This is a genomic window from Nocardia sp. CA-151230 (assembly GCF_050942175.1).
GTDB lineage: Bacteria > Actinomycetota > Actinomycetes > Mycobacteriales > Mycobacteriaceae > Nocardia.
In genome coordinates this window covers 8,252,160-8,278,503 of record NZ_CP192061.1, presented here as the reverse complement: position 1 = coordinate 8,278,503, position 26,344 = coordinate 8,252,160, and the positions used below count along the sequence as shown (strand labels likewise).

General features: G+C 68.8%; 27 protein-coding genes. 14 read left to right on the top strand and 13 right to left on the bottom strand.

From position 1 onward, the window contains the following. Positions 1 to 23: 23 nt before the first annotated feature. Positions 24 to 329, top strand: coding sequence for a chorismate mutase (locus tag ACQP1O_RS38960; RefSeq protein ID WP_354836317.1), 306 nt, complete (start codon positions 24 to 26; stop codon positions 327 to 329). A 217-nt stretch (positions 330 to 546) separates the two neighbouring features. On the opposite strand, the gene ACQP1O_RS38955 is transcribed toward ACQP1O_RS38960, so the two are convergent. After that, positions 547 to 1,998: an NAD-dependent succinate-semialdehyde dehydrogenase gene (locus tag ACQP1O_RS38955; RefSeq protein WP_433563301.1), complete on the bottom strand. Its 1,452-nt coding sequence runs from the start codon at positions 1,996 to 1,998 to the stop codon at positions 547 to 549. 254 nt (positions 1,999 to 2,252) lie between these two features. Between ACQP1O_RS38955 and pgi the strand changes: the two genes are divergently transcribed. Next, positions 2,253 to 3,893: a glucose-6-phosphate isomerase gene (pgi, locus tag ACQP1O_RS38950; protein ID WP_433563300.1), complete on the top strand. Its 1,641-nt coding sequence runs from the start codon at positions 2,253 to 2,255 to the stop codon at positions 3,891 to 3,893. 131 nt (positions 3,894 to 4,024) lie between these two features. Here the strand turns inward: pgi and ACQP1O_RS38945 are convergent, their stop codons facing one another. Then, entirely contained in the window at positions 4,025 to 5,305 is a 1,281-nt protein-coding gene (locus ACQP1O_RS38945) for a M23 family metallopeptidase (protein WP_433563299.1), read from the bottom strand. Positions 5,306 to 5,815: 510 nt separating this feature from the next. On the opposite strand from ACQP1O_RS38945, the gene sucC reads away from it, so the two are divergent. The 6 genes from sucC (at position 5,816) to purH (ending at position 13,232) form a co-directional block, all read left to right on the top strand. Next, the gene (gene sucC / locus ACQP1O_RS38940) at positions 5,816 to 6,982 is read left to right on the top strand and encodes an ADP-forming succinate--CoA ligase subunit beta (protein WP_154789973.1); all 1,167 of its coding nucleotides are present in this window, start codon (positions 5,816 to 5,818) and stop codon (positions 6,980 to 6,982) included. 14 nt (positions 6,983 to 6,996) lie between these two features. After that, the gene (gene sucD, locus ACQP1O_RS38935) at positions 6,997 to 7,911 is read left to right on the top strand and encodes a succinate--CoA ligase subunit alpha (RefSeq protein ID WP_433563298.1); all 915 of its coding nucleotides are present in this window, start codon (positions 6,997 to 6,999) and stop codon (positions 7,909 to 7,911) included. A gap of 309 nt (positions 7,912 to 8,220) precedes the next feature. After that, positions 8,221 to 9,216 (top strand): DUF5336 domain-containing protein, encoded by a 996-nt coding sequence (locus ACQP1O_RS38930; protein ID WP_433563297.1) that lies wholly within the window; start codon positions 8,221 to 8,223, stop codon positions 9,214 to 9,216. Between the two features lie 123 nt (positions 9,217 to 9,339). Beyond that, positions 9,340 to 10,923, top strand: coding sequence for a cell division protein PerM (locus ACQP1O_RS38925; RefSeq protein ID WP_433563296.1), 1,584 nt, complete (start codon positions 9,340 to 9,342; stop codon positions 10,921 to 10,923). A gap of 105 nt (positions 10,924 to 11,028) precedes the next feature. Further along, complete coding sequence (gene purN, locus ACQP1O_RS38920) at positions 11,029 to 11,661, top strand: phosphoribosylglycinamide formyltransferase (RefSeq protein ID WP_433567938.1); 633 nt, start codon at positions 11,029 to 11,031, stop codon at positions 11,659 to 11,661. After that, a complete protein-coding gene (purH, locus tag ACQP1O_RS38915; protein WP_433563295.1) occupies positions 11,658 to 13,232 on the top strand; it encodes a bifunctional phosphoribosylaminoimidazolecarboxamide formyltransferase/IMP cyclohydrolase in 1,575 nt (524 codons plus the stop codon). The genes purN and purH overlap by 4 nt, the downstream gene beginning before the upstream one ends. 122 nt (positions 13,233 to 13,354) lie before the next feature. Here purH and ACQP1O_RS38910 read toward each other — a convergent pair whose 3' ends face one another. Then, positions 13,355 to 13,816: a hypothetical protein gene (locus tag ACQP1O_RS38910; protein ID WP_433563294.1), complete on the bottom strand. Its 462-nt coding sequence runs from the start codon at positions 13,814 to 13,816 to the stop codon at positions 13,355 to 13,357. A gap of 213 nt (positions 13,817 to 14,029) precedes the next feature. On the opposite strand from ACQP1O_RS38910, the gene ACQP1O_RS38905 reads away from it, so the two are divergent. Further along, entirely contained in the window at positions 14,030 to 14,593 is a 564-nt protein-coding gene (locus ACQP1O_RS38905; protein WP_433563293.1) for a LysM peptidoglycan-binding domain-containing protein, read from the top strand. 92 nt (positions 14,594 to 14,685) lie between these two features. Here the strand turns inward: ACQP1O_RS38905 and rpsR are convergent, their stop codons facing one another. Genes rpsR through rpmB form a run of 4 tightly spaced genes read right to left on the bottom strand, consistent with a single transcriptional unit; the run spans position 14,686 to position 15,698 of the window. Continuing rightward, on the bottom strand, positions 14,686 to 14,940 hold the full coding sequence (rpsR, locus tag ACQP1O_RS38900; protein WP_433563292.1) for a 30S ribosomal protein S18: 255 nt from the start codon (positions 14,938 to 14,940) through the stop codon (positions 14,686 to 14,688). A 33-nt stretch (positions 14,941 to 14,973) separates the two neighbouring features. Then, on the bottom strand, positions 14,974 to 15,279 hold the full coding sequence (gene rpsN, locus ACQP1O_RS38895; RefSeq protein WP_354836292.1) for a 30S ribosomal protein S14: 306 nt from the start codon (positions 15,277 to 15,279) through the stop codon (positions 14,974 to 14,976). A 1-nt stretch (position 15,280) separates the two neighbouring features. Then, positions 15,281 to 15,451, bottom strand: a complete 171-nt coding sequence (gene rpmG, locus ACQP1O_RS38890; protein WP_354836290.1) for a 50S ribosomal protein L33 — start codon at positions 15,449 to 15,451, stop codon at positions 15,281 to 15,283. A 10-nt stretch (positions 15,452 to 15,461) separates the two neighbouring features. After that, positions 15,462 to 15,698, bottom strand: coding sequence for a 50S ribosomal protein L28 (gene rpmB / locus ACQP1O_RS38885; RefSeq protein ID WP_402766585.1), 237 nt, complete (start codon positions 15,696 to 15,698; stop codon positions 15,462 to 15,464). 111 nt (positions 15,699 to 15,809) lie between these two features. Between rpmB and mrf the strand changes: the two genes are divergently transcribed. Genes mrf through rpmF form a run of 3 tightly spaced genes read left to right on the top strand, consistent with a single transcriptional unit; the run spans position 15,810 to position 17,564 of the window. Next, complete coding sequence (gene mrf / locus ACQP1O_RS38880; RefSeq protein WP_433563291.1) at positions 15,810 to 17,099, top strand: ribosome hibernation factor-recruiting GTPase MRF; 1,290 nt, start codon at positions 15,810 to 15,812, stop codon at positions 17,097 to 17,099. Positions 17,100 to 17,103: 4 nt separating this feature from the next. Continuing rightward, positions 17,104 to 17,391, top strand: coding sequence for a type B 50S ribosomal protein L31 (locus ACQP1O_RS38875; RefSeq protein WP_433563290.1), 288 nt, complete (start codon positions 17,104 to 17,106; stop codon positions 17,389 to 17,391). Next, positions 17,391 to 17,564 (top strand): 50S ribosomal protein L32, encoded by a 174-nt coding sequence (gene rpmF, locus ACQP1O_RS38870; protein ID WP_433563289.1) that lies wholly within the window; start codon positions 17,391 to 17,393, stop codon positions 17,562 to 17,564. Before ACQP1O_RS38875 ends, rpmF begins: the two co-directional genes overlap by 1 nt. Before the next feature lie 342 nt (positions 17,565 to 17,906). Here rpmF and ACQP1O_RS38865 read toward each other — a convergent pair whose 3' ends face one another. Continuing rightward, complete coding sequence (locus ACQP1O_RS38865) at positions 17,907 to 18,926, bottom strand: DUF1906 domain-containing protein (RefSeq protein ID WP_433563288.1); 1,020 nt, start codon at positions 18,924 to 18,926, stop codon at positions 17,907 to 17,909. Positions 18,927 to 19,030: 104 nt separating this feature from the next. Here ACQP1O_RS38865 and ACQP1O_RS38860 point away from each other — a divergent pair, with 104 nt between their 5' ends. Continuing rightward, positions 19,031 to 19,831: a VOC family protein gene (locus ACQP1O_RS38860; protein ID WP_433563287.1), complete on the top strand. Its 801-nt coding sequence runs from the start codon at positions 19,031 to 19,033 to the stop codon at positions 19,829 to 19,831. Between the two features lie 104 nt (positions 19,832 to 19,935). On the opposite strand, the gene ACQP1O_RS38855 is transcribed toward ACQP1O_RS38860, so the two are convergent. From ACQP1O_RS38855 to ACQP1O_RS38835, 5 genes are read right to left on the bottom strand one after another with little or no spacing between them, the layout of a single operon-like run. Next, positions 19,936 to 20,769 carry an MHYT domain-containing protein gene (locus ACQP1O_RS38855; protein WP_433563286.1) on the bottom strand — a complete coding sequence of 278 codons (834 nt, stop codon included), beginning with the start codon at positions 20,767 to 20,769 and terminating at the stop codon, positions 19,936 to 19,938. A gap of 47 nt (positions 20,770 to 20,816) precedes the next feature. Further along, positions 20,817 to 21,512 carry a GTP-binding protein gene (locus tag ACQP1O_RS38850; RefSeq protein WP_433563285.1) on the bottom strand — a complete coding sequence of 232 codons (696 nt, stop codon included), beginning with the start codon at positions 21,510 to 21,512 and terminating at the stop codon, positions 20,817 to 20,819. After that, positions 21,493 to 21,870: a DUF742 domain-containing protein gene (locus tag ACQP1O_RS38845; RefSeq protein ID WP_040812792.1), complete on the bottom strand. Its 378-nt coding sequence runs from the start codon at positions 21,868 to 21,870 to the stop codon at positions 21,493 to 21,495. Before ACQP1O_RS38845 ends, ACQP1O_RS38850 begins: the two co-directional genes overlap by 20 nt. A gap of 11 nt (positions 21,871 to 21,881) precedes the next feature. Next, complete coding sequence (locus tag ACQP1O_RS38840; protein WP_433563284.1) at positions 21,882 to 22,289, bottom strand: roadblock/LC7 domain-containing protein; 408 nt, start codon at positions 22,287 to 22,289, stop codon at positions 21,882 to 21,884. After that, positions 22,286 to 25,237: an ATP-binding protein gene (locus ACQP1O_RS38835; protein ID WP_433563283.1), complete on the bottom strand. Its 2,952-nt coding sequence runs from the start codon at positions 25,235 to 25,237 to the stop codon at positions 22,286 to 22,288. Before ACQP1O_RS38835 ends, ACQP1O_RS38840 begins: the two co-directional genes overlap by 4 nt. Positions 25,238 to 25,567: 330 nt before the next feature. Here ACQP1O_RS38835 and ACQP1O_RS38830 point away from each other — a divergent pair, with 330 nt between their 5' ends. Further along, positions 25,568 to 26,257, top strand: coding sequence for a response regulator transcription factor (locus ACQP1O_RS38830; protein ID WP_402766135.1), 690 nt, complete (start codon positions 25,568 to 25,570; stop codon positions 26,255 to 26,257). Positions 26,258 to 26,344: the final 87 nt, after the last annotated feature.

Here is a 26,344-nt window from a genome sequence, read left to right as displayed (position 1 = left end):
TCTGGACCACGAGGAGTTGAAGAATGAGCATCTCGACGACGGGACATTCCGAGTCTGCCACCGGCTCGGACTCCGCCCTGCCCTCCGAGGCTGAGATCGACAAGCTGCGCTTGGAAATCGACAAGCTGGACGCCGAAATCCTCGCGGCCATCAAGCGCCGCACCGAGGTCTCGCGCATCATCGGGCGAACGCGTATGGCGAACGGCGGGCCCAAGCTCGTCCACTCCCGCGAGATGAAGGTGCTCGAGCGATTCAGTGAGCTGGGTCAGGAGGGCCACACCCTGGCGATGTTGCTGCTGCGCCTGGGCCGCGGCCGCCTCGGGCACTGACAACTCTCGTAAGACTCTCGGGGGCGTGCTGAGCCCCCGAAATCCCCGGACCTGCCGCCTTCGGCAAGGCCCGTTAACGCTGGGCATTGCATGCTCGATACAACATGCGGTGCGTCGCGAGGTGCGGCCCCACACAGACCGGGCTGCATGCGTGCAACGGATGCAGCCTCCCCAAAGCCGCCCCGGGTGTCTCGACCCCGGGGCGGTTCTTTTCCGTCTAGGGCAGGGCGATGTACTTGGTGTCGAGGTATTCCTCGATGCCCTCGAAGCCGCCCTCACGGCCGAAACCGGATTCCTTCACCCCGCCGAAGGGCGCGGCCGGGTCGGAGATGACGCCCCGATTGACCCCGACCATGCCGGTCTCCAGGCCCTCGGCCACCCGTAGCGCCCGGTCCAGACTGCGCGTGTAAACGTATGCGACCAGGCCGAATTCGGTATTGTTGGCCGCGGCCAGGCCCTGCTCCTCGGTGTCGAAGCCGACGATCGGGGCGACCGGGCCGAACACCTCCTCGCGCAGGATGCGGGCCTGCGCCGGGATATCGGCGAGCACTGTGGCCGGATAGAACCAGCCCGGGCCGCCGGGGGCCTTGCCGCCTAGCTTCACCTGCGCGCCCGCCGACACCGCATCGTCGACCAGCTCGCTCACGGTATCGAGCTGGTTCTCGTTGATGAGCGGGCCCAGCGTGGTGTCCGGGTCCACGCCATTGCCGAGCCGGTACTCCGCCATGGCCGCCACCAGCTTGTCGGTGAATTCCTGGCGAACCGAATTCTGGACGTGGAAGCGGTTGGCCGCGGTGCACGCCTCACCGCCGTTGCGCAGTTTGGCCAGCAGCGCGCCCTGCACGGCGGCATCGAGGTCGGCATCGTCGAAGACCACGAACGGGGCATTGCCGCCGAGCTCCATCGAGGTGCGCAGCAGTCCGTGCGCGGACTGCTCGACCAGCTTCTTGCCGACCGGCGTGGAACCGGTGAAGGTCAGCTTGCGCAGCCGCGGGTCGTTCAGCAGCGGCGCCGTGACCGCACCCGAGTGCGAGGTGGTGATGACCGACAGCACGCCGTCGGGCAGGCCGGCCTCGCTGCAGAGCTGGGCCAGCAGCAGCATGGTCAGCGGGGTCTCACCCGCCGGCTTCACGATCATGGTGCAGCCCGCCGCCAGCGCCGGGCCGATCTTGCGGGTGCCCATGGCCAGTGGGAAGTTCCAGGGCGTGATGGCCAGGCACGGGCCGACGGGCTGCTTGTGCACCAGGATTCGCCCGGTCCCGGACGGGGCGGGCTGGTAGCGGCCGTGAATGCGGACCGCCTCCTCGCTGAACCAGCGGAAGAACTCAGCGCCGTAGCGAACCTCGTTGCGGCTCTCCGGCAGGGCCTTGCCCATTTCGAGGGTCATGAGGAGGGCGAACTCCTCGGCCCGCGCGGTGATCGCCTCGAACACCGCGCGCAGGATCTCCCCGCGCTGCCGGGCCGGGGTCGTGGCCCATTCGGCCTGCACGGCCGCGGCCGCGTCGAGGGCGCGCACCGCGTCCTCGGGCGTCGCGTCGGCGACCTGGGCGATGACCTCACCCGTGGCCGGATTGTGCACCGGGAAGGTCGCGCCACCGGTGGCGTCCACCGGTCCGCCGATCCAAAGTCGCGTGGGAATGGACGAGAGTAGTTCGCTCGCAGACACCATGAAGCCAGCCTAGGACGGACCCCGACCCGCTTGCCTGAATCGGGCCGTATCTGTTTGCAACCAGCACTCATTCGCTCACCTGAAGGTTTCGCGGCCGTCTCGATTCTGGACTGCGGCTGGAATCGACCTCCGCCTTGGAGCGGGGGAGCGAAGCGGAGGAGCGGAGGAGGGAAGAATCGAGACCTTCGGGCCGCGAACCCGCCCGGAGCGAAGCGTAGGGCAAAAAAGTCACAGTGGTTGTAACCTCGGCGATCGTGAGCAGCGACATCACCGCATCGGCGGTCTGGCGGAAACTGCACGATCACCACGCCTCTCTCGCCGGGCGGCATCTGCGTGAGTTCTTCGCCGAGGATCCCGAGCGTGGTCGTGAGCTGACCGTGCAGGTCGCCGACCTGCACATCGACTACTCCAAGCATCGGGCGACACGCGAAACCCTGGATCTGCTGGCCGAATTGGCGCAGACCGCCGGGCTCGAGGAACGCCGCGACGCCATGTTCGCGGGCGAGCGCATCAACACCTCCGAAGACCGCTCGGTCGGGCATGTGTGGTTGCGCCGGCCCGTCGGCGAGCCGCTCACGGTGGACGGCCAGGACGTCGAGACCGACGTACACGAAGTGCTGCGTCGCATGGGCGAATTCACCGACCAGGTGCGTTCCGGGCAGTGGCGTGGCGCCACCGGCGAGCGCATCGCCACGGTGGTGAACATCGGCATCGGCGGCTCGGATCTGGGCCCGGCCATGGTGACGCTGGGCCTGCGGCACTACGCGGACGCGGGGATCTCGGCGCGGTTCGTCTCGAATGTCGATCCGGCGGATCTGGTGTCGAAGCTGGACGGCCTGAACCCGGCCACCACGCTGTTCATCGTCGCCTCCAAGACCTTCTCCACCCTGGAGACGCTCACCAATGCCACCGCGGCCCGCCGCTGGCTTGTGGCCGCGCTCGGCGAGGACGCTGTCGCAAAGCATTTCGTCGCGGTGTCCACCCACGCGCAGCGGGTGGCGGACTTCGGTATCGACACCGCCAACATGTTCGGCTTCTGGGACTGGGTCGGCGGCCGCTACTCGGTGGACTCGGCCATCGGCCTGTCGGTCATGGCGGTCATCGGCAAGGAGCGCTTCGCCGAGTTCCTGGCCGGAATGCACGCCGTGGACGAGCATTTCGCGAATGCGCCGCTGACGGAGAACGGTCCGATCCTGCTCGGGCTGCTGGGCGTGTGGTACTCGAACTTCTTCGGCGCGCAGTCCCGCGCGGTGCTGCCGTACTCCAACGACCTGGCCCGTTTCCCGGCCTACCTGCAGCAGCTGACCATGGAGTCCAACGGCAAGTCCGTGCGCGCCGACGGCACCCCGGTCACCACCTCCACCGGTGAGATCTTCTGGGGCGAGCCCGGCACGAACGGCCAGCACGCCTTCTACCAGCTGCTGCACCAGGGCACCCGGCTGGTGCCCGCCGACTTCATCGGATTCGCCCGTCCTGTCAGCGATCTGCCCACCATGGACGGCTCGGGCAGCATGCACGACATCCTGATGAGCAATCTCTTCGCCCAGACCAAGGTGCTGGCCTTCGGCAAGACCGCCGAGGAGATCGCTGCCGAGGGCACCGCCCCGAACCTGGTGCCGCACAAGGTGATGCCCGGCAACCGGCCCTCCACGGCCATCCTGGCGCCTCAGCTGACCCCGTCGGTACTGGGCCAGCTGATCGCCCTCTACGAGCACCAGGTGTTCACCGAGGGCGCGATCTGGGGCATCGACAGCTTCGACCAGTGGGGCGTGGAACTGGGCAAGCAGCAGGCACTGGCCCTGGAGCCGCTGCTGACCGCGGCGGAAGAGCCCGCGCCGCAATCGGATTCGTCCACCGACGCGCTGATCCGCTGGTACCGCTCCAACCGCAGCTGATCGGGCCCGGACCGCGCCGATCGGGTCTCACTGGTCGGCGCGGCCCGAGCAGAGCAGGTCGAGCGGGCTGCCCGGAACGCCGAAAGGCGCGCCCTGCCGGGCGCGCCTTTCGGATCGGGTTCGGTTGCGGGTCAGTCCCGTTCGGGGCCGAGCGAGATGCCGCGCGAGGCCAGCCAGGGCAGCGGGTCGATCTTGTCGACGCCGTTCAGCCAGACCTCGAAGTGGCAGTGCGGGCCGGTCGAGAAGCCGCGGTTACCGACGGTCGCGATCTGGTCGCCCGCCAGCACGCGCTGGCCCTGCGAGACGGTCGCGGTGTCGATGTGGCCGTAGATGGTGACGGTGCCGTCGTCGTGGAGCAGCCGGACCCACATGCCGAAACCGGAAGCGGGACCGGCCTCGAGCACGGTGGCGTCGGCGACCGCGTAGATCGGGGTGCCGATCGGAGCGGCGATGTCCACGCCCTGGTGGGCGACGCCCCAGCGGATACCGAAGCCGGAGGTGTAGGTGCCGTTGGCGAACCTCGTCCACAGCGGCCGGTTCTTCGACGCCTCCTGGTTGGCCATGTCGGCGGCGAACTGCTTGCCCTTGGCCAGAATGTCGTTGAACTGGTCCAGGCTCGCGGGCGCGTTCGGGCTCACCACCTGGGGCGATCCGGGGGCGCCGTCGCCGACCACCGAGGTCGCCGCGACCTCTTTGACCTGGTTGGCGGCCTGGTAGTCGACATTGCTGTTGTCGTGGCCCGTGGACTCGATGGTGGCCTGGCCCGCGGCCACGACCGCACCGGCCGCGACCGCGACGACCGCGGCGCGGCCCTTGAGCGCGGTGGGCGGGGCGGGTAGGCGGTGGGTGCCGCCGGAGCGGCGCTTGCCGCCGGAGCGGGTCGGGCGCGGCTCGTCGTCGTAGCCGGCGTCGTGCTCGACTTCGGCTTCCCGCGCACTGCGATTCAGGCGGGCGCCGTCGCCGGAGAACTGGAGCTTCTCGCCGGACGCGGTCTTGAACGTGTAGACCGGTCGGTACTCGTCGGAGGGGGTCGGGTCCGCGGTCGGATCCCAGTTGGTCCGCGACTGCGGGGCCCAATCACTCGGATTCGGTGCGGCCCAGCCGTTCACGGAGGTCTGGGCGTTGTAGTCCCAGTTCGGTTCGGGCTGCCAGTCGGCGGATTCGTCCCACTGCGGGGACTCATCCCACTGCTGACCGCCGTTCCAGTCCGCATCGGAATTCCACTGGGAGCCGGAATCCCACTGCGTGTCGCCGTTCCAGGACTGGGTGGCATCCCAGTCGCCGTGGGCGACCCCGCTGTGCGTCGGGGCGGGGGCATCGAAGGTGGTCGCGCCGCCGTAATTCTCTGCGTCCTCGCGATAGCGGTGTCCGCGGCGGGCGCGGGGCTGCGAGGAGAACGGGCCGTCGCTCATTTGCGCCGGTCCGGAGAGTGCTGCGGGGCCGACAAGTCGCCTGCGGAGCGGCTCATTTCCTGGGGAGCGCTGTGCTGCGTCAAGCCTGCCGTCCTCCTGTCCGTGACCGGGTTGTGACATCGACCGCAACGACGGTAACGAAACGATTGCGGCTCAGCAAGCGATGGACTTGGTTCGACACGCTGGTGTGATATTGATCACGTTCCGAGCGGGAATGTGCTCACTGTGCTTCGGGTAACCGGGTGAGGTTTGCCGACGACGCAACGTAGTACCCAGCGGCACTCTCCGGGATTCGTGTGTCCCACCTGGCGCGGTGTCAACAAGCTACCGATGAGTAGCATTGACGAGGGGTTTTGGGATCGCGGAGACAGTACCGTGACCTGCGCCACTTAGGCTGTATGCGGCTGATTTCCGCTCCATGTGACTGATTAGAGTCCGAGCCGACCCGCCTCCGACGACGGGCCGCCAACCAAGACGTTGTCACAACAACGCAGACGAGACGGTGAGTACATGGATCTCTTCGAATATCAGGCGAAGGAACTCTTCGTGAAGCACGGAGTGCCTTCGTCGGAGGGCCGCGTCACGGACTCGGCCGAGGACGCCCGTGCGATCGCGGAAGAAATCGGCAAGCCGGTGATGATCAAGTCGCAGGTCAAAGTCGGTGGCCGCGGCAAGGCCGGTGGCGTGAAGTACGCCGCCACCCCCGACGACGCCTTCACCCACGCGCAGAACATCCTGGGCCTGGACATCAAGGGCCACATCACCAAGAAGATCCTGGTTGCCGAGGCCAAGGACATCGCCTCGGAGTACTACATCTCCTTCCTGCTCGATCGCTCCAACCGCACCTACCTGGCCATGTGCTCGGTCGAGGGTGGCATGGAGATCGAGGAGGTGGCCGCCACCAAGCCGGACCGCCTGGCCAAGGTGCCGGTCGACGCCGTCAAGGGCGTGGACCTGGCCTTCGCCCGTTCCATCGCCGAGCAGGGCCACCTGCCCGCCGACATCCTCGACGCCGCCGCGGTGACCATCCAGAAGCTGTGGGAGGTGTTCATCAAGGAGGACGCGACCCTGGTCGAGGTCAACCCGCTGGTGCGTACCCCCAACGACGAGATCCTCGCCCTCGACGGCAAGGTGACCCTGGACGAGAACGCCGAGTTCCGTCACCCCGACCACGCCGAGTTCGCGGACATCGACGCCACCGACCCGCTCGAGCTCAAGGCCAAGCAGAACGACCTCAACTACGTGAAGCTCGACGGCGAGGTCGGCATCATCGGCAACGGCGCCGGCCTGGTCATGTCGACCCTGGACGTCGTCGCCTACGCCGGTGAGAACCACGGCGGCGTCAAGCCCGCCAACTTCCTCGACATCGGCGGTGGCGCTTCGGCCGCCGTCATGGCCGCGGGCCTGGACGTCATCCTCAACGACGAGCAGGTCAAGTCGGTGTTCGTGAACGTCTTCGGCGGCATCACCGCCTGTGACGCGGTCGCGAACGGCATCGTGCAGGCCCTGGAGATCCTGGGCGCCGAGGCCAACAAGCCGCTGGTCGTCCGCCTCGACGGCAACAAGGTCGAGGAGGGTCGCAAGATCCTCGTCGACGCCAATCACCCCCTGGTGACCCTCGCTCAGACCATGGACGAAGGCGCCGACAAGGCCGCCGAGCTGGCTGCGGCCAAGTAAGGACACGAACCAACATGTCTATCTTCCTGAACAAGGACAACAAGGTCATCGTCCAGGGCATCACCGGCGGCGAGGGCACCAAGCACACCGCCCTGATGCTGAAGGCGGGCACCAACGTGGTCGGCGGTGTCAACGCGCGCAAGGCGGGCACCACCGTCAAGCACGTCGACGCCCAGGGCAACGAGGTCGAGCTGCCGGTCTTCGCGACCGTCGCCGAGGCCATGGAGAAGACCGGCGCGGACACCTCCATCGCGTTCGTTCCCCCGGCCTTCTCGAAGGACGCCATCATCGAGGCCATCGACGCGGAGATCCCGCTGCTCGTGGTCATCACCGAGGGCATCCCGGTGCAGGACACCGCCTACGCGTGGGCCTACAACGTGGACAAGGGCAACAAGACCCGCATCATCGGCCCGAACTGCCCCGGCATCATCACCTCGGGTGAGTCGCTGGTCGGCATCACCCCGGCCAACATCACCGGCAAGGGCCCGATCGGCCTGGTCTCCAAGTCCGGCACCCTGACCTACCAGATGATGTACGAGCTGCGGGACTTCGGTTTCTCCACCGCCATCGGCATCGGCGGCGACCCGGTCATCGGCACCACCCACATCGACGCCATCGAGGCGTTCGAGAAGGACCCGGAGACCAAGCTCATCGTCATGATCGGCGAGATCGGCGGCGACGCCGAGGAGCGGGCCGCGGCCTACATCCAGGCCAACGTCACCAAGCCGGTCGTCGGCTACGTCGCGGGCTTCACCGCGCCGGAGGGCAAGACCATGGGCCACGCCGGCGCCATCGTCTCCGGCTCCGCCGGTACCGCCCAGGCCAAGAAGGACGCCCTCGAGGCCGCGGGCGTGAAGGTCGGCAAGACCCCGTCCGAGACCGCCGCCCTGGCGCGCGAGATCCTGGAGAAGGCGAGCATCAGCGCTTGATGGTTCTCGTGCCCCACTGCCCGACGGCAGTGGGGCACAGGCCGAGAGTTGTGCGGGTGCTGCCCGTATGAAGGCTGAACACGAAGGCCGCCTGTCGAATTCGACAGGCGGCCTTCGTGATTCGCGGGACTGTGACGAACCCGGCCGGGGGTGGGGGTTTGCGGGTGCGACGGGCCGGGTAACGCGGTCGTGCACTGCGCCGATTCGGGTATTGCGGTCGGGCCACGGCTGGTGGTAGATGGTGCCCGCGACCGTCGAGTGCAGTAGCGTCGGTGAAGGTTCGTGAACGACTCGATAGGAGACGACGACATGTCATACCCGACCGGGGGCTCGGGATACAACGCGCCCCAGCCGACGCCCTCCTCCGTACCCGGCTACGGCTCGCAGCCCACGGGCGCTCCTGTTGCCGGGTCGGGTACGTCGCCCGTTGCGGGCAAGGGCCTGCCGTTCTTCCTGGCCGTGGGTGTGGCCGCGCTCGGCGTCATCAATTTCCTGCTCGGCTTCGCGCCCTATATCGGCACCAAGGCCGTCGAGATCGGCAACACCCGGGTCGGTGGTGACACCAGCTTCAGCTTGTTCGAGAGCACCGGCTCCGCGGCGCTGGTGACGATCCTGCTGATCGCGGGTCTGCTGGCCGGGCTGTCGCTGCTGCCCAAGCAGAGCGGCAACACCGGCATCGTGGCGGCCGCCTCGTTCGGCGCGTTCCTGGGCATCCTGTTCGGCTCCTTCGACCTCGGCGACAGCGTGACGCTGAAGTGGGGCGGCTGGGTCATCCTGTTCCTGTCCTTCGTGCAGGCCGTGGTGGCCGTGCTGGCACTGCTGTTCGAACTCGGCATCGTGAAGGCGCCGGAGCCGAAACCGGCCGCGCCGCAGGGCGGTTACGGTCAGCAGCCGCAGCAGCCGTTCAGCTCCACCGGGCCGCAGTACCAGCAGCAGGCGTTCGGTCAGCAGGCCGGCTACGGCCAGCAGCCGCAGCAGCCGTCGTTCGGTCAGCCGGCCGGGTACGGCCAGCAGCCGTCCTACGGTCAGCCGGCCGGTTACGGTCAGCAGCCCGCGGGCTACGGCACCGGTTCCCAGCCGACCTACGGCCAGCAGCCGCCGTCCTACGGCCAGCAGCCCGCCCAGCCCGGTTACGGCCAGCAGTCGCCGTACGGCGCGCCGCAGCAGCCGGCCGGAAGTGCGGACGCGACCCAGCATTTCGGCGCCCAGGCGCAGCGCCCGGCGCAGCCGTTCGGCGGCGAGCAGGCGGCGGATCCGGCGGCGGACGCCACCCGGGCCTTCCGGCCGGGCCAGGACGACAAGTAGTTTCGCCTCCCGTCAGGAGCGGCCTCCGGTATGTCACCGGGGGCCGTTCTCTTTTGCCAGCGCGCCACTCGTTCCGGCGCGCCTGACCCTACGGTTTCCGAGATGCTGCCACGCTGGATGTCCATGAATGCCCCCAGGAATGCCCTGGCTCGCCTGAACGACCCCGATCTCCGGGAGCCGCCGCGGCCCCCGGTCCGGCGGCGCGGCGGGGGCGGCGGGGCTTTCGGATCGCTGACCCCGGAACGCGCCCGGGTGCTGATGCTGGTCGCCGCGCGCGCCTCGGCCATCACGCTGCTGGTGATCTTCGTGCTGGTGTACGCCACCCTGATCGCGGCGGGCAGCGGGATGAGCGGTTCGTCGGGCGCCATCGCCGCGAGCTGGCTTGCGGTGCACCAGGTTCCGCTGGTGATCGGTAAGACCGGGATCGGGCTGTGGCCGCTGGCGCCGACCCTGTTCATGCTGTGGCTGGTGGCGCGGGACAGCGCGCAGGCCGCCGGGCCCGAGTGCGAGACCGTCGATCTGGGCTGGGTGGTCGGTGCCGCGGTGGGCGGCCCGCTGCTGATCACCGCGGTGTGCCTCGCGGTGGCCGAGGACGCGGCGGCGGTGGTGTCGCTGCAGCCGCCGGACACCCTGGCCGCCTTCGCCTGGGTGCTCGGGCTGAATCTGCTGGCGGCGCTCGTGGGCATCGGTTCGCGGCGCTGGCGCGACTTCGCCGATCTGCTGCCGATTCCCTTGCCGGACTGGGTGGTTCCCGGTTTCCGGGCGGGGTTGCGGGCGGTGGGCCGCCTGCTGCTGACGGCGACCGCGGTGACCGTGGTGTCGTTCCTGCTGCACTGGTCCCGCCTCGGCGACACCTACCATGCGGCCGGAAACGCGGTCGGCGCACTGGGTTTGACGCTGCTGTCGCTGGCCTACCTGCCGAATGTCGCGGTCGACGCGGTGGGCGTGCTGGCCGGCGGTCAGGTACAGATCGGCCCGGGATCGTTGAGCCTGTTCGCGATTCAGGGCGCGCCGGTGCCCGCGGTGCCGGTGGCGGCCACGGTGCCGTCGGGTCCGGTGGCGATGTGGTGGCTGGTGCTGCTCCTCGCGCCCGCGGCGATCGGGGTGTTGTCGGGCCTGGATTGTGGTCGCACCTCGCATGATCGGGCGACCGCGCCCTGGGCGACGCTGACCGCCGCCGGGGTGGCGGCCGTCGTGGTGGCGCTGCTGGACGTGGTGGCCGGGGGCGAGCTGGGCACCTTCGGCCGGATCGCGCCGAATGCGTGGGGCGCGGTGCTGGTGTTCGTCTGGCTGGCCATCGCCGGATACGTGGGCATGCTGGGCGCCCGGTGGTTCGGCGGGCCGGCCGTGGTGGCCCCCGCGGCCTTCGACGACGCCTATGACGACGAGTACGAGGACGACTACTACGACGACGAGGCGGGCGGCTACGCGGACGACGACGTCGAGTACGCGGACGATGACTACGACGATGACGAGTACGACGACTACGACGAGGATTTCGACGACGAGGCCGACGGCTACGCCCGACCCGGCGCCGGCCACGACGACGAGAGCGGCTGGTACGACGAGCGGGATCTCGACGGCGCCCTCGACGCCGAACTGGTCGACGACCAGGACGAGTACGCCGGCGATGCCGCTGTGAAATCCACCGGCAACCCCGACATCGTCGACGCGGAAGTGGTAGAGGGAGACCTGCCGGACAAGTAGCAAGTGGACGGTCGTTACGCTTGAGGCGGCGGGTTCGTTTCCGCCGTCCCCATCCCGCTCCGATCGACAGGGAGTAGTGCGCTGACGTCCACGCCCGCCCCGCAGCTGCCGCCGACCGCGCCCGCGAGCGTCGTGGTGCTTGCTTCCGGCACCGGATCCCTGTTGCGTTCGCTGCTGGAAGCGACGCGGCAGCCGGGTTATCCGGCCACGGTGGTCGCCGTCGGGGTGGATCGCGATTGTGCCGCCACCGAGCACGCCGAGGCCTTCGATGTCTCGTCGTTCAAGGTCGCGCTGGGCGATTTCCCGGACCGCGCCGCATGGGATGTCGCGCTCACCGAGGTGGTCGCCGCCTTCGAACCCGATCTGGTGGTGTCCGCGGGCTTCATGAAGATTCTCGGCCCCGCTTTCATGGACCGTTTCGGCGGTCGCATCATCAATACCCATCCCGCGCTGTTGCCCGCCTTCCCGGGCGCGCACGGGGTGCGGGACGCGCTCGCCTACGGCGTGCGGGTGACCGGTTCCACCGTGCATCTGGTCGACACTGGTGTCGACACCGGGCCGATCCTGGCGCAGGAGGCGGTCACGGTGCTGCCCGATGACGACGAGGACACCCTGCACGAGCGCATCAAGGTTGTGGAGCGCCGGCTGCTGGCGGAGGTCGTCGCCGCTGTCGCTACCCGAGGCATTGTCTCCGATGGACGAAAGGCAGTTATCCCAGATGAGCGAGTTCTCCGGTGAGTGAACGCAAGCCGATCAAGCGGGCCCTCGTAAGCGTCTACGACAAGACCGGTCTGATCGAACTGGCCACCGGTCTGCACAATGCGGGCGTGGAGCTGGTGTCGACCGGCTCGACCGCCGGCAAGATCGCCGACGCCGGCATTCCGGTCACCAAGGTCGAAGACCTGACCGGTTTCCCGGAGACCCTGGACGGCCGGGTCAAGACGCTGCACCCGCGGGTGCACGCCGGCATCCTGGCCGACACCCGCAAGGAGGAGCACGTCGACCAGCTCGTCGAGCTGGGCGTCGAGGCCTTCCAGCTCGTCGTGGTGAACCTGTACCCGTTCACCCAGACGGTCGCGTCCGGCGCGAGCGTCGACGAGTGCGTCGAGCAGATCGATATCGGCGGTCCGTCCATGGTGCGTGCCGCCGCCAAGAACCACCCGTCGGTCGCGGTCGTGGTGAACACCGGTGACTACGCCGACGTGATCGCCGCTGTGCAGCAGGGCGGTTTCACCCTTGCCGAGCGGACCGCGTTGGCCGCCAAGGCATTCCAGCACACCGCCACCTACGATGTGGCTGTCGCCGGCTGGATGACCAGTGTCGCGGTCCCGGCCGTCGCGTCGGAATCCGAAGGCGCGCAGCAGTTCCCGGAGTGGATCGGCGGCACCTGGCAGCGCGCGGATGTGCTGCGCTACGGCGAGAACCCGCATCAGGCGGCCGCGCTGTACACCAACCAGGGTGGCCCGGTCGGGCTGGCGCAGGCGGAGCAGTTGCACGGCAAGGAGATGTCGTACAACAACTACACCGACGCTGACGCCGCCTGGCGCGCCGCCTACGACTTCGACGAGCCGGCCGTGGCGGTCATCAAGCACGCCAACCCGTGCGGCATCGCGGTCGGCGCGGACATCGCCGAGGCGCACCGCAAGGCGCACGCCACCGACCCGGTCTCGGCGTACGGCGGCGTGATCGCGGCCAACCGCGAGGTCTCCGTGGAGATGGCCGAGCAGGTCGCCGACATCTTCACCGAGGTGATCGTGGCCCCGTCCTACGCCAATGGCGCGGTCGAGGTGTTGCAGCGCAAGAAGAACGTGCGCGTGCTGGTGGCCGAGCCGGCCCAGCGCAAGGGTGCGGAGCTGCGTCCGGTCAGCGGCGGTGTGCTGCTGCAGGAGCGCGACATCCTCGACGCCGCGGGTGACAGCGCCGCCAACTGGACGCTGGCCGCGGGTGAGGCCGCCGACGAGGCCACCCTGCGCGATCTCGAATTCGCCTGGCGCGCTTGCCGTGCCGTGAAGTCCAACGCCATCCTGCTGGCCGATGACGGCGCGGCCGTCGGCGTCGGCATGGGTCAGGTCAACCGGGTCGATTCCTGCAAGCTGGCGGTGGAGCGGGCCGGTGACCGCGCCAAGGGCTCGGTGGCGGCCTCGGACGCGTTCTTCCCGTTCTCGGACGGCCCGCAGATCCTGGTGGCCGCCGGCGTGCGCGCCATCGTGCACCCGGGCGGTTCGATCCGTGACAAGGACACCATCGAGCTGTGCCGTGAGGCCGGAGTGACCCTGTACCTGACCGGTTCCCGGCACTTCGCGCACTGAGCGTGTGAGCCCCCGCTGACGCGAGTCGTACAGCGGGACAACAACATCGGGGCAGGGGCCCGGATCATACATCGATCCGGGCCCTGTCGCGTGGCGGACCGCCTCGGCCGCAGTGCCGGGAACTAGGTGGCGCTGAGGACTTTTCGATCACCCAGCGGGGACTTCAGCTGGATTTCGAGGGTGCCGAAGACGGCGATCATGGTGCACATCTTGCCGACCGCGTCGGGCAGGGTGCCGGACTTCAGGTCGACGGTGACGGTCGAGGAGGTTTCGGTGACAGTGGCATTCACGCCGTAGCACTCGGGGGATCCGGTCTGGAAGTTGACCGCGATCCGGTCGGGTGCGACCCGGGTCCAGCTGTCGAACGAAATGCCGTGTGGGCTGACGATACTCGGATCCGCCGTGAACGCGCGTCCGATCTGCCCGCTGGGCGCCTCGGTGGGCGTGGTCCTGGTGCTGGTCGCGGCGCCGCTGGTCTTCGATTGGTCGCCAGTGCTTTCCGTGCTTCCGCACGCCGTGATGGTGAGCCCGATCAGAGTGGCTGCGGCGGCAGCGATCAGGCGGCGTCCCCGTGTCCCGTACATGGCTGACACCCTAGTGTCCGCGACCGCACGGCAGGCTCACGCGCCGGTTTCGACCCCCTGGCGAATTTCTGGCGAAGACACGCCGAAATCTTCGCAGAACCGGCGCGTAACCGTGCGGTGACCGGCGCCGGATCGGTAGTGTCGTGACAGATGTGCGAATGCAGTTCCGCGCCATCGGCTTATCTCAGATCACCCCTCCCGAAAGGACGCACCGTGGGCGACTCGTTGAAGGTCGGCGAAGAACTCGGTCGTGGAGAGGCGCTGCAAGGCGGTGCCTACACCCTGACTCTGCAAGATGATGGCAACCTGGTGCTGTCCGAACCTGGCGGCAATGTCGTGTGGGCCACCGGCACCAACGGCCAGGGCGTCGTCCGGGCCACCCTGCAAGACGACGGCAACTTCGTTCTCTACAAGGAGGACGGCGCCGCCTGGTCCACCGAGACCAATGGCAAGAGCGTGGACCGCCTGGTCGTCCAGCCCGACCGCAATGTGGTGCTGTACGGCTCCGACGGTGGCGCGGTGTGGTCGTCGGGCACCAACACCGACAACCCGCTCCCCGCGCCGGAGCCGGTCCAGGTCCAGGCCGCCGCGGTCGTCGAGGACGTGCCCCCGCCGCCGCCCGCCGCCCAGACCTACACCGTCGAGCCGGGTGACACCCTGTGGGCCATCGCCGAGCGCTTCTACGGCGACGGCAACCGCTACCAGGAGATCGCCGACGCCAGCGGCATCGACAACCCGGACCTCATCCAGCCCGGCCAGGTGCTGACCATCCCGTAATCGGCTCTACGCCAAGGATTTTGGGATCAAAGAAAGCGGCTCCGATGCGAAAGCATCGGAGCCGCTTTTCTTTTCGTCGTCTCAGGTGATCGCTATCGGCTCGTGAAGGGCAGCAGAGCCATCTCGCGAGCGTTCTTGACGGCGACCGCGACCTGGCGCTGCTGCTGCGGGGTCAGCCCCGTCACGCGGCGGCTGCGGATCTTGCCGCGGTCGGAGATGAACGTGCGGAGCAGGTTCACATCCTTGTAGTCGACGATCTCGACGCCGGCGGCGATCAGGGGATTCTTCTTCGGGCGACGGGCCTGCTCTGCACGGACCTTCTTCGACGGTGCTCGCTTCACTGCCATGTCAGCGGTTCCTCACTCACGAATCGTGGATGCTTACCAGCTCGATTTGTGCACACCGGGCAGCTCTCCTCGATGGGCCATCGCGCGAACGCGCACGCGCGAGAGGCCGAACTTGCGGAGATGACCACGCGGGCGTCCGTCCGCGGCGTCCCGATTGCGCAATCGTACCGGACTGGCATCCCGCGGCAGTTTCTGCAGGGCGGCCTGCGCGGCCGCCCGTTCGGTGTCGCTGCTCGCCGGTTTGCGGATGATCTCCTTCAATTCCGCGCGCCGCTGCGCCCACCGTGCCACGACGAGTTTGCGCGCTTCGTTCTTGGCGATCTTCGATTTCTTGGCCACGTCACCGGTCCTCGCGGAAGTCGACGTGCCTGCGGGCGACCGGGTCGTACTTCTTCAGGATCATCCGGTCGGGATCGTTGCGCCGGTTCTTACGGGTGACGTAGGTGTAGCCGGTCCCGGCCGTGGACTTCAGCTTGACGACGGGCCGGATGTCGGTCGATTTCGATGCCATCGTTTCCCTTTCAGATCTTCTCGCCGCGGGCGCGCAACCGGGCTACCACTGCCTCGATGCCGTCGCGGTCGATGGTCTTGATGCCCTTCGCGGAGACGGTCAGCGTGATGCGCCGGTCCTCGCTGGGCAGGTAGTAGGTCTTGCGCTGGATATTGGGGTCCCAGCGCCGGTTGGTCCGCTTGTGCGAGTGCGATACGGACTTGCCGAAGCCCGGCTTGCGGCCGGTGACCTGGCAGATGGCCGACATGGGCACTCCCTTCCGGTGGTAGACGTTCATGACAATCGTTTTCGACAACGAATCTATTCCACGGTACCCTCGGTCCTCGGTAATTGAAAATCATTGTCGAAAGGGGGACCGGTGGCGTCCCAACGCAAGCCCGTGCTCGTCCTCGCCGGACTCCCCGGCCGCGCCGCCGACGGCGTGGAGCGGTCCGCGCGCCTGCTCGGCGCCGCACCCGGAACCGTGGTGGTCCGCCACGATCTGAGCGAACTGCACCACGGCGTGGTGCGCCGCATCGTCCGGCACGACGGCCGTGAACAGGTCACCGTGCTGGAACTCGCGCACGGCTGCGTCTCCTGCACCTTGCGCGCCGACCTGCTGCCCTACCTGTGTCTGCTGGCCGATCGGGATTCGGTGCGGCGCATCGTGCTCGCGCTGGATCCGGCCTTCGAGGCGGAGGCGGTGTGCCAGGCAATCGCCGACGTGACGGTGACCGGCGTGGTCGGCCGGGTGGACGGCCCGGCCGGGCGCAGCGTGCGCGTCGACACCGTCCTCACCTGTGTCGACGCCCGCGACTGGCTGGCCGACGCCACCGGCGACGAGACGCTGTCCGAACGCGGCCACGCCACCGCCGAGGACGAGCGCACAGTGGCGCAACTGGCCGTCGGCCAGGTCGAATTCGCCGATGCCCTGGTGGTTTTCGACGGCGACGCCGATCTCCTGGACCGCGAGCGCACCGCCGCCGTGCTGGCTCGGCTGGCCCCGCGCGCCCCGGTCGCCTGGGTGTCCGGGCCGCCTGCCCTGGGCGCGGACGACCTGGCCTGGCTGCTGCGGCGGGTACCCGCGGACGCGCGCCGCGGCGCACCCTTCGATCCGCACGCCCCGCTGCTGGCCGGCGGTCCGCCGCTGGAGCCGGATTGCGGTGTGGCACTGGTGGAATTCGCCACCGACCGCCCCTTTCACCCCGATCGGCTGCACTCGGCCATCGACGTGCTGCTGGACGGCGTGGTGAGCGCCCGGGGCCGGGTCTGGCTGGCCACCCAGCCGGACGAGGTGGTGTGGCTGGAGTCGGCGGGTGGCGGGCTGCGGGTCGGCGGCGCGGGAAAGTGGCTGGCGGCCATGGCATCCGGGGAACTGGACGAAGTGGATCCGGAGCGGCGCGCGCTGGCCTCGTTGCGCTGGCACGAGCATTTCGGCGACCGCCACACCTCGGTGGTGGTCCTGGTCGCCGACGCCGATCCCGAGGAGGTCCGCCACGCGCTGCACGGGGCGCTGGTGGACGAGGACGAACTGCGTCAGATGCGCTTCGCGCCCGAACGGGTCGCACTGTGGGCCGACCCGTTCGGCGATCAGCACGAGGAACCCTGCGACAGCACCCGGTCGACACCCGTCGCCGGGGACGGCATGACTCGCAACAACGAAAGGTGAACTGATGCGACAGGGAATTCACCCCGACTACCATCCGGTGGTCTTCCAGGACGTGAGCACCGGCCGGTGCTTCCTGACTCGGTCCACCGCGGTCTCCACCCGCACCATCGAGTGGGAGGACGGCAATACCTACCCGCTGCTGGTGGTGGACGTGACCTCCGATTCCCACCCGTTCTGGACCGGCAATCAGCGGGTGCTCGACACCGCGGGCCGGGTGGAGAAGTTCGAGCGCCGCTACGGCAAACGCGTTCGCGGCGAACGTCATTCGACGACGGGAAAGGAGAACGGCTGATGGCCGTCCCGAAACGCAGGATGTCGCGGGCGAATACGCGCAGCCGCCGCTCGCAATGGAAGGCGACGCCGCCGGATCTGGTGCCGGTCGTGGTCGGGGGAGTGGTGCACCGGGTGCCGCGCCGGATCGCGCGGGCGGTCGAACGCGGGCTGATCGATCCGGGCCGGCGCTGAGATCCGGTGGGGAATCAGAGCAAGAAGATCGGACAAGCCCGACAATAGCCCCGAAGTTGCTGTCCCACCAGGGATCTGCTCGAGCGTTACCCGGGCCGGGCTCGGTCGTGCGAATGTTGCTCGAGTGCGAAAAAGTTTCCCCGAAGTTGTGAACTCGTAGCCTGGCGACGGTATTCTCGTGCCTTGAGGGCGGGTTCTTCTGATCACAGAAGAACCCGCTCATCGCCACTTCAGGGCCGGTTCAGGCTCGCTTTCACGCCAGTTCACGCACTGTTCCGCAGTAACGTGCGGTCCGGTCGGTCGTCGGACGTGTGCCGGAATAAATCCGACAAATCGGCCAAATCAACTGTCGGATACCGCTTTCGGCTGCTGCTCCGCCGGAGCTTGTCCCGCGGCGGCCGGATGGCCGTTCGGGCCGGTGCCCCAGCCGGGCAGCGGCACTCCGGGCAGCAGCTGCTCGAGCTTTGCCAGCTGATCGGCGATCGCCGTCGCCGGACCCTCCACCAGTGAGAAGGGGAACGGCCAGCGATGCTGGCCCGACAGCCGCGCCACCTCGTCCTTGAGCTCGGCCGTCGTGGTCTCCAGATCGCTGATCTCGGTACGCAGTTCGTCGATCTGCGCGAGTGCGGCCGCCAGCCCGTCCACCACCGTCCGGTCGCGGCCCTGGGCATCGGTGCCCAGCTGCGGCCAGCCGTTCAGACCGGGACCGCGCAGCTGAGTCTGGATGTCGCGCAACACCTCGTCCTGTTCGGGAGTCAAGTCGGGTTCCTCCGTTTCCACATCCCACTGGCCGAAGTCGGCTCGGTCGGTTTGGTTCACATCGCATTGCACGCCGTCGACCGTGACCTGCTCGCCGGTCTGGTAGATGGCGATACGCGGATCGATATTCCCGCCGGACCAGGCCACCGTCTGCCACGCCCAGGTCGCGGTCCCGTCGTCCAGCGCCCGGCTCACCGGCCAATATCCGCCGTAGATCCCGACATTCGCGCGTCCGATGACGCTGGCCGCGCCGTCCAGGTAGGCGTCGATGGGCACCTGCTGCTGCGGGGTGGCGTCGAAATCGGCGGAGAAGTAGATGGGGCGGTCGGCCCGGCCCCCGCAGCGCAGCACCTGGGCCAGCGCGGCGCGCGCATCGGTGACGCCGGCGCCGTAGCCGTCGAGCATGCGGGCGGCGGTGGTCTCCCAGTTGGAGACGATGGAAATGCCCTGTGCGCGCAGGCCGTCCGCCTCGGCGGGAGTGAGGAGCTTGCCCGGCAGGGTGGGCCCCCCATCGGACAGGTAGCGGATGACGAAGTCGTATCCGGCCGCCCTGATGGCACTCGGCGCGGGACGACCTGCGGCGTAGTCCAGCCCGAAACGCATGGTTCCCACTGTAATTCGGCGGACACGCCGACTGTGCCGGATTGCGGTGGTTGACTGATCGGCTATGAGCGAACACGACAACTGAGTCGGAAAGGTGATGACCGATGCCGATACGCAATGAGGCCTGGCCCCCGGGAACACCGTGCTGGGTCGACTGTCAGGTCGACGATCCGGCCAAGGCCGGTGAGTTCTACGCCGCGCTCTTCGGCTGGGACATGCAAGGTGGCGGCGAGGACGCCGGGGGATACCTCATGGCCCTGCGCGACGGACACGCGGTGGCGGGCATCGGACCCAAGCCGGAAGCCGGGGTGCCGTCGGTGTGGACCACGTACCTCGCGGTCACCGACGCCGACAAGGCCGCCGAGCAGGTGACCTCGGCGGGCGGCAGCCTGCTGGTGCCGGCCTTCGACGTGATGGAGTCCGGTCGCATGTTCGTGGCCGCCGACGCCTCCGGCGCGCCCTTCGCGGTCTGGGAGGCCCGCGCGCACGACGGCGCGGCGGTGTACAACGAACACGGCGCCTACGTCTGGAACGACCTGCACACCGGCGATTTCGCTGCCGCCAAGGCCTTCTACGGCGAGGTCTTCGGCTTCACCTTCACCGAATTCGACGACGAGGCCGTGCGCTACGCCACCTTCACCCCGCCCGGCGGGACCGAGTCGGTCGGCGGCATCAACGACGACAGCGTCAACGGCGTGGCCGCCGCCCAGCCCTACTGGCTGACCTGGTTCCAGTTCGAGGGCATCGACGCCGGCCTCACCCGGGCCGTGGAGCTGGGCGCGACCGTGCTCATGTCCGCCACCGACGGACCCTTCGGACGGATGGCCATCATGGCCGCGCCGCAGGGCGAACTGTTCGGCCTGCTCGATCCCACCACCGCCGAGACGCCCGCGGCCGCAGGCTGATCCGGAGACGAGTCGAGCCGGGTCGATCGGCATCGACCCGGCCCCGGACCCACTCGCTCGTCACCGCTCTCCGCGAAGGAACGGTCGCGCCGCGAAAAGAACGTTCAGCGCACCGATTCCGGCCGCCGCGGACCCTGCTGCGCCGCGGCCTGCTGCGAGGCCGCCTGCAGCGAAGTGCCGTGCGCCGCCTGCGGATCCGCGGTCCTCATCGGGGTCCGCGCCGCGCGCCGGTCCGGCGCGACCAGAATGGCCGTGATCGGAATCGCCAGCGACAGGGTGCCGATGATGAAGGTCGGCACGAAGAAGTTGAACAGCACGTTTCCGCGCGGAGTGGCCGCGGCCGGGTCCACGTGCACCTCGAGCCCGGTCAGCCCGGCGTAGTGCATGCCGATCACCAGGATCGCGTACAGCACCGCGCCGACCAGCACCATCGGCACCGAGCCGACCCACAGGCTGAACCACAGCATCAGCGCCGAGAGCACGAAGGCGATGACGTACACCGCCACCGAGGACACCAGGCTGCGATCGACACTGCCCTGAATCCGGATGGCGCCCAGCAGCAACTGGTGGACGTCACCGAAACCGAAGGCCATCACGGCCGCCGCCACCAGCAGCCGCCACCAGACCAGCTGCCGGCCGTTGATGAGCAGCGCCGCGAACACGGTGGCCGCCGACAGCACCGAGAACAGGGTGATGGAGACGTTGTCGTAGCGCAGCTGGCTGCCCCGCACGTCGAAGCCGAGCATCGACACGAAGACCGGCATGGCGACGCCGACGCCGCCGATGGACACCGCCGCCACGAACAGCCACACGATCCGGAACCGCTGGGTCACCGACTTGGTGGACTGGCGAATGCAGGCCAGACCGCATGCCGCGCCCGCGAACGACACGATCAATGCCAGCGCCAGCACCCAGTAGCCCATGGAGAAGTAGATCATCCCGACACCTCTGTCTTCGTCTGCTGCGACCCTGGCCGTGCGAACCGCTAACCGCGCGGCGCGGTTTCGCGCTGTGCGGCCGTCAGCCGTTCGATCGCGTACTCGGTGACGGCGGCCAGTGCTCGGCGCACCTCGGCCGGGTCGCGCGCGTCGATGTCCACGATCGGCACGCCGTCGCGCACGCTGAGCGCCTCACGGAGTTCGGTTACCGGGAAGCGCGGCGCGTCCGGGAAGCGGTTGACCGCGATCAGGAACGGCAGCGACTTGGCCTCGAAGAAGTCCACGGCCGCGAAGCTGTCCTCGATGCGGCGGGTGTCGACCAGCACCACCGCGCCGATGGCGCCGCGGATCAGGTCGTCCCACATGAACCAGAACCGCCGCTGCCCGGGCGTGCCGAACAGGTACAGCACCAGGTTGCCGGGCAGGATGATGCGGCCGAAGTCCATGGCCACCGTGGTGGTTTCCTTGCCCGGCGTGGCGGCGAGGTCGTCGACCCCGTCGGAGTAGCCGGTCACCATGGCCTCGGTGCGCAGCGGCACGATCTCCGAGACCGCGCCCACGAAGGTGGTCTTGCCGGCGCCGAAACCGCCGGCTACGACGATCTTGGTCGAGGCCGTGCGAGACTCCTCACCCGGTCGCGGCGGGTACTGCAGCGCCAGGTTCGGGAACTGCCCGGTTGTGTACCCGGGGGCCCCGTGCGGGCCACCGGGGTAGCCTCCGCCGTCATAGGGCGCGGAGTCCATGCAGTGTCCTCTCCATTAGTGACCGGCGCTCGTCGAAGGTCGCCTGATCGCTCAAAGTCGAATGCACACGCAGGGTTCCGGCGACGACGAGATCGCCGATGACGACCCGCACCATACCCAGCGGCCGGCCCAGATGGGCCGCGATCTCGGCGACCGAGAGCCGCGCGGTACCGAGTCGCAGGATCTCGGTGCGCACGTCACCGGCCGGCCAGTCGAAATGGGCGGTGTAGGACAGGGTTTCGACGACCGCCTCGAGCGGTAGCTCCACCGCCGGCTCGGTGCGGCCGGAGGTCAGCGCGTAGGGACGAACACGTGTGGTCGGTGGCCGGTTACCGCCACCGCCAAGGGGATTGGTCATGCGCAGCTCATCTAGGCAGTGCGGGCGGTGGCCGAGACCACGGACCCGACCCGGTCGACCAGTAGGGCCATTTCGTAGCCGATGCGGCCGATGTCGTGCTGCTTGTTGGCCAGCACCGCCAGATGCGAGCCGTTGCCGACACTCATGACCAGCAGGTAGCCGCGCTGCATCTCGACGACGGACTGCATCACCTTGCCGCCCTCGAAAAGCTGTGCGGCCCCGGCGGACAGGCTGGCCAGACCGGCGGTCACCGCGGCCAGCTGCTCTCCGCGGTCGGCCGGCAGGTGCGGGCTGGTGGCCTGCAGCAGACCGTCCGCGGAGACCAGCACGGCGTGCGAGACGCCCGGTACCTCCCGGGTGAAGCGGGTGACCAGCCAGTTCAGATTCTCATCGGTGGTGGTGCGCTGGGTGTCGGTCATGCATGCCCTCCGTCGTTGTACTGGGAGTCGGCCCGCCCGGAGCGGACGCCGCTGAGATGCCTGGACAGGCTGTCGCGGATCTCGTCCGGATTGCGGCCGCTGCCGTCGTCGTCCTGGGCGACGGCACCGGGCACCAGCTGGGCGCCGGGTCGCCGAATCGGCAGGCCGCCCTCGGTGCGACTGGTTGTGGTCGGGTTGGCCGCCTCTTCGGCCGCGGCCCAGCCGCTGTCCGAACTCGATGACCAGGCGGCGCCGTTCTGGTTCCCGTCGGCCGGTTCCACCAGCCACTCGGAGACCATGCGCTGATAGATCGGGGTCGGGGCCGCGCCGACCGGACGCAGGCCGGGCGGGGGAGCGACCGGGCGCGCGGCAGTGGGTGCGGCCTCGTCGCCGCGAACAATGGTGTCGGCGTTGCGGTTCGCGCTGCCGTTGGGGTCGGCGACCGGGATCGTGGGCCGATCGTTGTCGCCGAAGGCGCTGTACCCGTTGCCGAAGTAGCTGCCGGTGTCGGGACCGTTCGGATTCCAGCCCCGCGCCGGCTCCGCGATCTGCGGCTCGGGGCCGGGAGCGACGGGCTCGGGCATCCGGACCGACTCGGGAGTCGGCTCCGGCTCGGACGTGCGCGCCTCTCCCCAGTAGTGCATCGGCGCGGGACTCTGCTGCGGCGCAGCCGGTTCCGGTCGCAGCGCGGACACGCTGTAGGCACGCGCGTCCTCGGGTTCGGTGAATGCGTCGGTGAAGCCGTCGGAGAACCGGTCCTGCACCTGTGCCGCCTGCGGCGGCTCGGCGAACGCGGGGACGATCGGCTGCTCACCGGTGTCGGGGCCCGGCTTGCGCTGCGGCAGCCCGGAACTGGTGAAACGCCCGGTGGTGGTGGCCGCGGCGGGCTCGGGCAGGTTCGGCACCGGGGTCAGCCGCGGCGGGGCGAGCACGGGCTGCGGGCCCGTGATCGGGCCCGAGGGCGCCGGAATCGGGCCGGGCGGTACCGGAATCGGCCCGGACGGCATCGCGATCGGGCCGGAGGCCAGGGCCGCCGGGGGCACCGGCAGCGGGGAGGCGACGGGGTACTGACCGGTGGGGTCGCCGACGCGCTCCGGCGCGGGCGAGACCAGGCTGCCCGGCAGGTGCACGCTGCCGGTGATGCCCGGCTGCTGCACCATGGCGGAGGTGCGGCGCAGGCTGACGGTGATGTTGTGCCGCTTGGCCAGGCGGCCCACGACGAAAAGACCCATGCGGCGGGCGGTCTCGACATTGACCTCGCCACCGGAGGCCAGTCGGTCGTTGATGCCCTGCAGGTCCTCGGCGTTCATGCCGAGGCCGCGGTCGGTGATCTCGATCAGATAGCCGCCGTCCACGGCGCGCGCCACCGACACCGCCACCGGCGTGGTGGGCGGGGAGTAGCGCAGCGCGTTGTCGATCAGCTCGGCCAGCAGGTGCTCGATGTCGACGGCGGGTTCACCGGCGACGATGCCGTCGGGCACGGTGCCGATCTCCACGCGCTGGTAGTCCTCCACCTGGGAGACCGAGGACCACAGCATGTCCGACAACGGCACCGGCGCGAGATGGCCACGGCGCAGCGCGGTTCCGGCCAGCACCAGCAGGTTGTCGCCGTTGCGGCGCATGCGGGTGGCGAGGTGGTCGAGGCGGAACAGCGACTGCAGGCGCTCGGAGTCGTCCTCGTCGCGCTCGAGCTCCTCGATCAGCGACAGCTGCTGCTCCACGAGGGATTGGCTGCGGCGCGAGAGGGTTTCGAACATGTTGCCGATCTGCAGGCGCAGTCGCGCCTGTTCGGCGGCCAGGTGGAGGGCCTGGGAGTGGATGTCGTCGACGGCTCGGGCCAGCTGCCCGATCTCCTCGGTGGTGTGCACGTCGACCGGCGAGATCTCCGGGGTCGCGCCGCCGGCGCGCACCACCTCGAGTTCCTGCGGCAGGTCGATGTGGGCCACCTGCAAGGCGTCTCGCCGCAGGCGGCGGACCGGGACGACCAGCGAGCGGGCCACCACCAGCGCCAGCGCGAGACCGGCCAGCAGCATGCCGATCACGATGGAGGTGTCGCGCAGGACGTTGTTGCGGGCCTCGGTGGTGAGCTGGGCCAGCTTGGAGTCCATCGAGTTCGCGACCGCGGACACTTCCTTCTCGTAGGCGTCGGCACTGCCGCGCAACGAGTCCTGCATGGCAGGCAGGCTGCCCGGATCGAGCACGTTCTGCATCAGAATGCCGACACGCGCGCCGGCATTGTCCTTCAGCGTGTTCGCGTTCTGCGCCGCGTCCGGCGCCATGCCGCGATACACCTCGATCATGGTGATCTCGGCGCCGATGGCGGTGAGCAGCTTGGTCCGCAGCGCCGGATTGGAACCCGCCCCGGGCGCGGCGAGCATGATCCGCTCCTGGGTGAGCAGGCGGGAGGCGGTCTCGGCCGCACCGAACTGCAGGAAGGACTGTTGCACCCGGAGGTCACCGACGGTGGGCGCGCCCGCGAGCGCGTTCTGCGCCCGGGTCTGCACCTCGTCGACCTGATCGCCGATGGTCTGGGGGGAGCTGGTGCGCAGGCTGTTGCGCATGGTCTTGGCGACGGCGATGGAGGCGCCGAGTTCCTTGGTGACACCCGGATCGGCGTTGGAGGACTTGAGGACTGTCTCCAGTTCGGCCTGGGCCTGATCGAACTTGGCCGTGGCGGCGTCGAGGTCGGGGTCGACGTCCTGATTGCCGCCGGTGATCGCGGCGACCGCGAGTTCATTGCTGCTGACGAGGAACTTGATGGTGGGGCGGAGCACGTCCATCTGCTCGGTCGCCGCGCTCAGTTTCGAAATGGTCTGCAATTCGCTGTTGATGCGCAGTACCGCGAAGGTCGCGGCGAGGAGCACCGGGAGCACCAGCACGATCCCGACCTTGCGGGTAACGGGCCAGTTGGACAGGCTGAATTGCCAGGACCGGGGTGCTGCTTCCATCCCGCTTCCGTCGCCTCCGCTTCACGATTGACCCTCGGGTACGTATGCGGTTGTGCGGCTTTGGGGTCGAACCCGCGCGGAACCAACTAAGGGTCTTCTTTTACGGCCTGCAACATACCGCGTGAGATGACTAACGGCAATTCGTAGGACTTTGAGGTTTAGTTCCCGAATGCGGCCTTCCCGCAACGGGTTTCGCGCGAATTTGGGTGACACCGCAACCACTTGGCATCGGCCCTCCGTGAAACGCGCAGGTCATCCGCCTCACTCGTCCGGCGTGTCGAAGGGGACCTTCTCAGTCACCTCTCAGTCGCTGTGGGCAGACTGGTTGCCATGCGCATTCTGGTAGTCGACGACGACCGCGCGGTCCGGGAATCGCTGCGTCGCTCGCTGACCTTCAACGGATACACCGTCGACCTCGCGGTCGACGGTCTCGACGCCTTGGAGAAGACCGCCAGTCAGCGACCCGACGCCCTGGTCCTGGACGTCATGATGCCCCGGCTCGACGGGCTCGAGGTGTGCCGCCGGCTCCGCAGCACCGGCGACGATCTGCCGATTCTGGTACTCACGGCACGGGATTCGGTTTCCGAACGCGTCGCCGGACTGGACGCCGGCGCCGACGACTACCTACCCAAGCCCTTCGCTCTGGAGGAACTGCTGGCCCGGCTGCGCGCGTTGCTGCGCCGCACCGCCGGCGATCCGGTCGACGCCTTCTCGGAGGCCATGGCCTTCGCCGATCTGTCGCTGGATCCGGTCACCCGCGAGGTCACCCGCGGTGAACGCCAGATCAGCCTGACCCGCACCGAGTTCTCGCTGCTGGAAATGCTGATGGCCAACCCCCGTCGTGTGCTCACCCGCAGCCGCATTCTGGAGGAGGTGTGGGGCTACGACTTCCCCACCTCCGGCAATGCGCTCGAGGTGTACATCGGCTACCTGCGCCGCAAGACCGAGGCCGACGGTGAACCGCGTCTCATCCATACCGTGCGCGGCGTCGGCTACGTGCTGCGCGAGACCCCGCCGTAGGAGCCGTGCTCGTGGGAAGAACCGTTCCCCGGCGGCCGGTGGTCGCCGGACTCGGGTCGCGTCCGGAGTCGGCCGAGCTGCGGCCGC